Origin of the sequence: Streptomyces sp. KR55 (genome assembly GCF_052245645.1) — a bacterium.
GTDB lineage: Bacteria > Actinomycetota > Actinomycetes > Streptomycetales > Streptomycetaceae > Streptomyces > Streptomyces flavusporus.
In genome coordinates this window covers 1-8,216 of record NZ_JBQQCE010000439.1, presented here as the reverse complement: position 1 = coordinate 8,216, position 8,216 = coordinate 1, and the positions used below count along the sequence as shown (strand labels likewise).

Annotated in this window: 6 protein-coding genes and 2 pseudogenes; 4 read left to right on the top strand and 4 right to left on the bottom strand. The window is 71.0% G+C overall.

All coding sequences use genetic code 11. From position 1 onward, the window contains the following. Positions 1–340: pseudogene (locus tag ACTWQJ_RS40925) on the top strand (3'-5' exonuclease); the annotation flags it as partial. A gap of 202 nt (positions 341–542) precedes the next feature. Here the strand turns inward: ACTWQJ_RS40925 and ACTWQJ_RS40920 are convergent. Next, entirely contained in the window at positions 543–1,406 is an 864-nt protein-coding gene (locus ACTWQJ_RS40920) for a phosphotransferase enzyme family protein (RefSeq protein ID WP_443311499.1), read from the bottom strand. 341 nt (positions 1,407–1,747) lie between these two features. Here ACTWQJ_RS40920 and erm point away from each other — a divergent pair, with 341 nt between their 5' ends. Together erm and ACTWQJ_RS40910 are read left to right on the top strand one after the other, a co-directional pair. Next, positions 1,748–2,527, top strand: coding sequence for an ErmE/ErmH/ErmO/ErmR family 23S rRNA (adenine(2058)-N(6))-methyltransferase (erm, locus tag ACTWQJ_RS40915; RefSeq protein WP_443311498.1), 780 nt, complete (start codon positions 1,748–1,750; stop codon positions 2,525–2,527). A 7-nt stretch (positions 2,528–2,534) separates the two neighbouring features. Further along, positions 2,535–3,756, top strand: a pseudogene (locus tag ACTWQJ_RS40910) (glycosyltransferase). 60 nt (positions 3,757–3,816) lie between these two features. Here ACTWQJ_RS40910 and ACTWQJ_RS40905 read toward each other — a convergent pair. Beyond that, positions 3,817–6,078 (bottom strand): MMPL family transporter, encoded by a 2,262-nt coding sequence (locus tag ACTWQJ_RS40905; RefSeq protein WP_443311497.1) that lies wholly within the window; start codon positions 6,076–6,078, stop codon positions 3,817–3,819. A 373-nt stretch (positions 6,079–6,451) separates the two neighbouring features. On the opposite strand from ACTWQJ_RS40905, the gene ACTWQJ_RS40900 reads away from it, so the two are divergent. Then, a complete protein-coding gene (locus ACTWQJ_RS40900; protein ID WP_443311496.1) occupies positions 6,452–7,009 on the top strand; it encodes a DUF1697 domain-containing protein in 558 nt (185 codons plus the stop codon). A gap of 24 nt (positions 7,010–7,033) precedes the next feature. Here ACTWQJ_RS40900 and ACTWQJ_RS40895 read toward each other — a convergent pair whose 3' ends face one another. Both ACTWQJ_RS40895 and ACTWQJ_RS40890 read right to left on the bottom strand, forming a co-directional pair. After that, the gene (locus ACTWQJ_RS40895; protein ID WP_443311495.1) at positions 7,034–7,771 is read right to left on the bottom strand and encodes a sirohydrochlorin chelatase; all 738 of its coding nucleotides are present in this window, start codon (positions 7,769–7,771) and stop codon (positions 7,034–7,036) included. 5 nt (positions 7,772–7,776) lie between these two features. After that, a partial coding sequence (locus ACTWQJ_RS40890) for an ABC transporter permease (RefSeq protein ID WP_443311494.1) occupies positions 7,777–8,216 on the bottom strand: 440 nt, incomplete at its 5' end.

Sequence of the window (8,216 nt, the reverse complement as noted above, 5' to 3'; positions counted from 1 at the left end):
CCCGTACACCATCGACCGCCGGGCCGACCGCTACCGCCGCGGCAAGCGCAACCTCGAAGCGGTCTGCCGGGAGTACGGCATCACACTCGACTCCGCGCACGACGCTTCCGCCGACGCCCTCGCCGCGGCCCGGCTGGCCTGCGCGATAGCCACCCGCCACCCCAAGATCGCGGCCCTCGGCCCGGCGGAACTGCACCGCCGCCAGATCGAGTGGTACGCCGAGTGGGCGGCGGACTTCCAAACCTTCCTGCGCCGCAAGGGCGACGCGACCGCGGTGATCGACGGGACATGGCCGCTGAGGGAGCCGGCGGGGGAGCCGGTGGCGGGCGAGACGGTCTGAGGCCCGACGCCAAGCTCTCAGCCACGGCCAGGTGATGCCCCTAAAGGGGTGCGGGGCTGTGACGATGTGCGGCTCCTCCCCCACGCTCGGCTTCGCTCGCGCGGGGGACCCCCATGAGCGGAGGGACCCCCACCGTGGGCGCGACCAGTCACGTAGCACCCGCAGTCGCCCTACAACAGAAAGCTCCTCAAACCGTAGGTGCTCAAAACGAATACCACCGCACCGTCTCGTCCCCCTCCCGCAACGACGCCACCCGCCGCTCGAACTCCGCCAACGCCTTCGGATTGCTGGGCGCATGCTGAGCCACCCACGCACAACTGGCCGTCTCCCGTGCGCCGCGCAGCACCGAACACCCCTCCCACTCCCGCACATCCCAGCCATATGCCTCGACAAACGAGTCATAAGCCGCCGCAGGCACCCCGTACCGGTCCCGGGAAAGCACCATGACCACCAGATCGTGCTCACGCAGATCGGCGGAGAAGGTCTCCAGGTCGACCAGGGCAGGGCCGTCGGGTCCGACATGGACGTTCCGAGGGAGTGCGTCCCCGTGAATGGGCCCCGGCGGCAGATGAGGCGGCAGCCCACCCGCTGCCGCAGCGAACCCGTCCCGCCGCTCACGCAGATACGCCGCGTCCGCCGGATCGATCGCGTCGCCCGCCAACCGCAGCCAGCGCTCCACGCCGCCCAGCAGCTCGCGGGGCGGCAGCTCGAAGGAGGGCGTGGGGAGGCCGTGCACGACCCGTAGCAGTTCGGCCAGATCCCGTGGCTCGGCGGGCCGTACCGGATCGGGCAGCCGGTGCCACACGGTCACCGGGTGCCCCTCCACCAGCAGCGCCTCGCGTTCGGCCGCCCGCACCGCCGGTACGCCCGCCTCGGCCAGCCACACCGCGATGTCCAGTTCGCGCCGCGCCCGGTCAAAAAGCTCCGCGTCACGGCCCACCTTGACGACCAGGTCACCGGCGGCGAACACCGCGTTCTCACCCAGGGCGAGCAGCCGCGCGTCCCGCGCCGGACCGGGCAGTACCCCCGCCGCGACCAGTACGTCCCGCGCCCGTGCCTCGTCCATCGTCCGCCTCCGTGTCCCCCGGCTGTCCTGATCCCCCACCGCCCGCCAGTGTCGCATTCCCACAGGTCGGACGGCGTGGGGCCGTCCCGCGGAAAATCCGTTGCCCGCCCCACCCCGGCCCGCCTAGCGTGCCGTACGTGGGACCCAACGCGATCTTCATCTCCGGTCACGGCCGGGGCTGCACGTACTCCATCCGGATGCGCCGCGGCCCCGGTGCCCTGACCGGCCCGGGGAGCAATACGCGCTGACGCCCGCGCGTCAGCGACTCCTCCATTCCTTCGTCTTCCGGTCGGGGCCTTCGTCTGCCCGTTTCCCGTCACGGAAGACAAGGACCGCAGGCCATGGGCCGCCCCACCCGCGTTTCCCGCGCGCTCTCGCAGAACTTCCTCACCGACCGCGCCGCCGCCGCACGCCTCGCCCGACTCGCCGTCCCGCGCCGCAAAGAGAGCCCTCTGCTGCTCGAAGTCGGCGCGGGAAAGGGTGCGTTGACCGAGCTGCTCGCGCCGCGCTGCCGCGAACTGCGCGCGTACGAGATCGACCCACGACTCGTCCCCGCCCTACGAGTCCGCTTCGCAGGCACACCCCAAGTCCGCATCATCGGCGACGACTTCCTCGCCGCTCGTCCCCCGCGCACTCCCTTCTCCGTCGCAGGCAACGTCCCCTTCTCCCGCACCGCCGCCATCGTCGACTGGTGCCTGCGGGCACCCGCCCTCACCGACGCCACGCTCCTCACCCAGTTCGAGTACGCCCGCAAACGCACCGGCGACTACGGAAGCTGGACCCGGCTGACGATCCTGACCTGGCCGCGCCACGAGTGGCGGCTGGTCGGCCGGGTCGGGCGGCACAGTTTCCGGCCCGTGCCACGCGTGGACGCCGGGATCGTACGGATCGAGCGGCGCCGCACCCCACTGCTCGACGCCGGTACCTACGACAGCTGGCGGCGCCTGGTCGAGCTGGGCTTCTCCGGAGTCGGCGGCTCGCTGCACGCGTCGCTGCGCCGGGCCCACCCGAGGCGGCGGGTCGACGCGGCGTTCCGCGTGGCGCGCCTCGACGCAGGGGTCCTCGTCGGCGAGGTGCCGCCGGGGGCGTGGCTGAGGCTGCACGAGGTGCTGGCCCCGTGAAACCAGGTTGCACGAGACGTATCGTCTCGCCTATGGTCTTGGCCATGACCCATATCGCCATGTTCTCCATCGCCGCCCACGGCCACGTGAACCCGAGCCTCGAGGTGATCCGCGAGCTCGTCGCGCGCGGGCACCGGGTGACGTATGCGATCCCGCCGGTGTTCGCGGAGAAGGTCGCCGAGACCGGTGCCGAGGTGAAGCTCTGGAACTCGACGCTGCCCTCGCCCGACGACGACCCGGAGGCGTGGGGCACCACGCTGCTGGACAACGTCGAGCCCTTCCTCGACGACGCCATCCAGGCGCTGCCGCAGCTGATCGAGGCATACGCGGGCGACGAGCCGGACCTCGTCCTGCACGACATCGCCTCCTACCCGGCCCGGGTCCTCGCCCACCGCTGGGGCGTGCCCGCGATCTCCCTCTCGCCGAACCTGGTCGCCTGGGACGGCTACGAGGAGGAGGTCGCCGAGCCGATGTGGGAGGAGCCGAAGAAGACCGAGCGTGGCCGGGCCTACTACGCCCGCTTCCAGAGCTGGCTGGAGGAGAACGGGATCACCCAGCATCCCGATCCGTTCGCCGGCCGGCCGGCCCGTTCCCTCGTTCTGATCCCCAAGGCGCTGCAGCCCAACGCCGACCGGGTCGACGAGTCCGTGCACACCTTCGTCGGCGCCTGCCAGGGCGACCGCAGCGCGGAGGGCGACTGGCAGCGGCCCGCCGACGCCGAGAAGGTCGTGCTCGTCTCGCTCGGGTCGGCCTTCACCAAGCAGCCCGACTTCTACCGGGAGTGCGTCAAGGCGTTCGGTGAGCTGCCGGGCTGGCACCTGGTGCTCCAGATCGGCAAGCATGTGGACCCGGCCGAGCTGGGGGACGTACCCGAGAATGTCGACGTACGCTCCTGGATCCCGCAGCTGGCGATCCTCAAGCAGGCCGACCTGTTCGTCACGCACGCCGGTGCGGGCGGCAGCCAGGAGGGCATGGCCACGGCCACCCCGATGATCGCCGTACCGCAGGCCGTCGACCAGTTCGGCAACGCGGACATGCTGCAGGCGCTCGGTGTCGCCCGCCACGTCCCGGCGGAGCAGGCCACCGCGGAAACCCTGCGCGAGGCGGCCCTCGCGCTGGTCGACGACCCGGAGGTGGCCCGCCGGCTGACGGACCTCCAGGCGGAGATGGCGAAGGAGGGCGGTACGCAGCGGGCCGCCGACCTCATCGAGGCCGAACTCCGGAAGTAGCAGGCATGGCTGAGGGCCCGTTGGTTCCCCCGAACCAACGGGCCCTCGGCGCAAGGCGGGTCAGACCCCCACCCGCTCTCCTTCCACCGCCGGCGGCTGCGGCTGCGGCTGCGCCACCGCCTCGGCGGACTCGTCGTGCGTGAGGTCCGGCAGCCGGTGCAGCCACTTCGGCAGGTACCAGTTGCGCTCACCGAGCAGCGCCATCACCGCCGGCAGCAGCACACCGCGGATGATCGTCGCGTCGATCAGCACCGCGGCCGCGAGGCCCACGCCCATCTGCTTCATGGACTGCATGGACAGCGTCCCGAAGATCGCGAACACGGCGACCATGATGACGGCGGCGCTGGTGACGACCCCGGCCGTGGTGACCACGCCGTGCGTGATGGCGTCCCGCGTCGTACGGCCCCGCAGTCGCGCCTCGCGGATCCGCGAGACCACGAACACGTGGTAGTCCATCGACAGGCCGAACAGGATCACGAACAGGAACAGCGGCAGCCAGCTGACAACGGCACCGACGCCCTCCGCGCCCACCAGCGAGGCACCCCAGCCGTGCTGGAAGACGGCGACGAGGATGCCGTACGCCGCACCCACCGACAGCAGGTTCAGCACGATCGACGTGACCGCGATCGTCAGTGAGCGGAACGACAGCAGCATCAGCAGGAACGCGAAGACCACGACGAACACGAAGACCGGGACCACCGAGCCGACGAGCTGGTCGTTGAAGTCCTTGGACATGGCGACCCCGCCGGTGATCGGCGCCTGGACGCCGTCGACCTTGCCGAGCGTGTCCGGCCGTACCTGGTCGCGGAGTTTGTCCAGGCTTGCGCCCGCCTTGTCCAGGTCGGAGCCGCCCACCAACGGGACGTATACGAAGGCGACGTTCTCGGCGTCGTCCAGCTTGATCTCGACCGGGCCGCGCGAGGCGCCCGAACCGACCGCCTGCTCACGGAAGTCGGCGAGGGCGGACCGCACCTCGGGCGCGTTGATGTCGTCGGCCTTGACGACCACCTCGGCGGGTTCGGAGCCGCCCGGGAAGGCCTCGTTGACCCGGTTGTACGTCTGCACGATGGGCAGCGAGTCGCCGAACTCCTGGTCCAGGGTGAGGTTCTGCGTCTTCATACCGACCGCGGGGGCCGCGATCGCAAGCAGCGCACCGGCCGCCACCACGACGGAGACGACGGGCCTGGCGAGCACGCCCCTGAGCACGGCCGTCCAGAACTGGCTCTCCCCGGAGCCGTTGCCCTGACGACGACGGCGGCGCAGGAACGGAATCCGTCCCTTCTCCACCCGCCCGCCCAGCAGCGAAAGGAGCGCGGGCAGGACGGTGACGGAACCGACCATGGCGACCGCCACGACCATCAGCGACGCCAGACCCATCGCCTCGAACTCGGCGAGCCCGGTGAACAGCATGCCGGCCATCGCCACGCACACCGTGACACCGGAGACGATGATCGCCCGGCCACTGGTGGCGGCGGCGACCCGCAGCGCGGTCTGGGCGTCCCGGCCGGCCTCCCGCTCCTCACGCTCGCGGCGCAGGTAGAACAGGCAGTAGTCGACCCCGACGGCCAGACCGACCAGCAGCATCACGGAGTTGGCGGTCTCGCTCATCGGCATCACATGGCTGACGAGGCCCATCAGACCCATCGTCGCCATGATCGCGGTGATCGCCAGCAGCACCGGCAGCAGCGCCGCCACCAGTGCGCCGAAGGCGATCAGCAGGATGCCGAGGGCCACCGGTACGGCGGAGTACTCGGCCTTCTGGAAGTCGTCGCCGAACGCGTCGTCGAACGTCTTCATCATGCTGGCGCCGCCGATCTCCTCGATCCGCAGCGACTCGTGCTTCTGCTGGACGTCCTCGACGGCCTTCAGCACCGGCTCGATACGCTCACCCGCGGTGTCCGACTCCCCCCGCATGTCGAACTGCACCAGCGCGCTGCGGCCGTCCTCGGAGATCGTCTTCGTGTCGTACGGCGTGGTGATGTCCGTGACCTCACCGGTCGCGTCGACGGCCTCGACGACGGCGGTGACGGCGGCCCGGAACTCCGGGTCCGTCGCCTTCACGCCGCCGTCCCTGGACTGGATCAGCACGGTCTCGGCGGCCGGTTCCTCGATGCCGGCGTCCTCGATGATCCTGGCGGCGGTGTGCGTCTCGCCCTTGAGCTGGTCGCTGTCCGCGACGTCGACTCGGCCCGCCGCCGAACCGAGCCCCATCGCCAGGACGACGAACAGCACCCAGATTCCGACGGCCGCCCATCGGTGCCGGGCGCTCCAGCCGCCTGCCCGGGCGGCGAGTCCCCGCACCCGTGTTTCTCCGTTCCCCATGACGGGCTGCCCCCTCGTGAGCGGCGGCGGCCCCCTGCCGCCACCTTTCGCTTCGAAGGTATGGGCCGGATAAAGCCATCTCGTCGTGCTGCCCGGTGAAGCGCCGGGCGCCCGGATCCTCCCGACGGCCCCCCCGCCTCTCACCACTGGGGAGGACAGCGGCCCCTTACATCCATCGGCAGATGTCGGGGCCGGCGATCAGGGATCCCCTTCGCACCCTTTGTGATTACGAAACCTTGTTGAACAAGTCACAGGTGCGTGTAGGTGTTGATCCGGGCCCGCCCATCGGCCAGAGTTTCGCGCAGCCCGCACCACAGGGACGCGGCCGTCGTGCCCGCCCCCACGGGGCACGACGGCCGCTTATGGTGTGCGGGTGACGACGACGTATGCGGCGCTGCTGCGCGGAATCAACGTGGGCGGCGCCAAGAAGGTCCCGATGGCCGATCTGCGCACCCTGATGGAGAGCCTCGGTCACGACAGCGTGCGCACGTATCTGCAGAGCGGTCAGGCCGTGTTCACGAGCGAGCACGGCGACGAGGAGTCCCTGGCCGCGGAGCTCACCCGGGCCATCGAGCGGAAGTTCGGCTTCGGCGTCGAGGTGATCGTGCGTGACCACGCCTACCTCAAGGCGATAGCCGAGGCCTGTCCCTTCCCGGCCGCCGACCTGGAGGCCAAGCAGCTCCACGTCACGTACTTCTCCGCGCCCGTCGACGCCGAACGTTTCGCGGAGATCGACCGGGCGGCCTTCCTCCCCGAGGAGTTCCGGCTCGGCGACCGCGCCCTGTACCTGTACGCACCGAACGGCCTGGGCCGGTCCAGACTCGGTGAGTACCTGGCCAGACCGCGGCTGAACAAGGGCGTGATCGCCACGACCCGGAACTGGAACACGGTCGTCAAGCTGGTGGAGCTCACCGAGCCGGCGGCAGGGTGACCGTGGCCGCCGCCCAGGCGGGCCTCAGGCGCCGACCGCTGCCCGCAGCGGCGTACGCGCACCGTCGTACCGCTCCAGCAGCACCCGTGCCACCTCCGGCGCCGGGCCCAGCACATCGGCGAGTACGTCCGCCTCGGCCGCGCCCCGCGCGATGCGGTCCGGCAGGAAGCCGGGGGCCAGGACGTACGGGGCGACGGCGATCCGCCGGCAGCCGAGCGCCCGCAGTTCTCGGACCGCGTCCTCGGTGCGGGGAAGGGATGCGGAGGCGAACGCAGGTCGCACGGCGCACCAACCGGTGTGCCGCCACTCCCGCGCGATTTCTGCGATCACTGCGATCGCCTCCGGGTCGGTGGAGCCCGCCGAGGCCAGCACGACCCCGGTCGAGGGCTTGTCGGCCGGCGTCAGACCCGCCTCGTACAGCCGGCGTTCGAGCGCCGACAGCAGCAGCGGGGAGGGACCCAACACCTCCGCCTGGCGGATCCGGAGCTGCCGCGGCGCGTCCCGCAGGACCGCCGGGATGTCGGCCTTCGCATGGAACGCCCGGGTCAGCAGGAGCGGAAGGGCTACGACATCGCGCGCTCCCTCCGCCGCCAGGGACTCCAGCACGCGCTGCACGGACGGGACGTTGAAGTCCAGGAAACCGGTCTCCACGCGCAGCCCCGGCCGCAGCGACCGTACCCGCCGCACGAGGGCGTGCACGGTCGCGGCGTGCCGCGGATCGCGGCTGCCGTGGGCGATGACGAGGAGGACCGGGTTGTGCATGGGGATCAGCTCTTCACCAACAGGCCGCGGCTGCGCAGCACCCGCCGCTCCAGCGGGCTGAAGATCAGCAGGTCGATCGCGATGCCGACGACCAGGATCAGCAGGATGGCGAGGAACACCATGGACATGGAGCTGGTGTTGCGGCCGTTCTCCAGCAACTGGCCGAGCCCCACGCCGAGTTCCGGCGAGGACGCGATGATCTCGGCGGCCATCAGCGACCGCCACGAGAACGCCCAGCCCTGCTTCAGGCCGGCCAGATAGCCGGGCAGCGCGGCCGGCATCACGATGTGCCAGGTGCCCCTCAGGCCCGTCGCGCCCATCGTGCGGCCCGCCCGCAGGAACAGCGGCGGCACCTGGTCGACGCCGGAGACGAGGCCGTTGGCGATGGAGGGGACCGCGCCGAGCAGGATCACCGCGTACATCATCGAGTTGTTCAGGCCGAGCC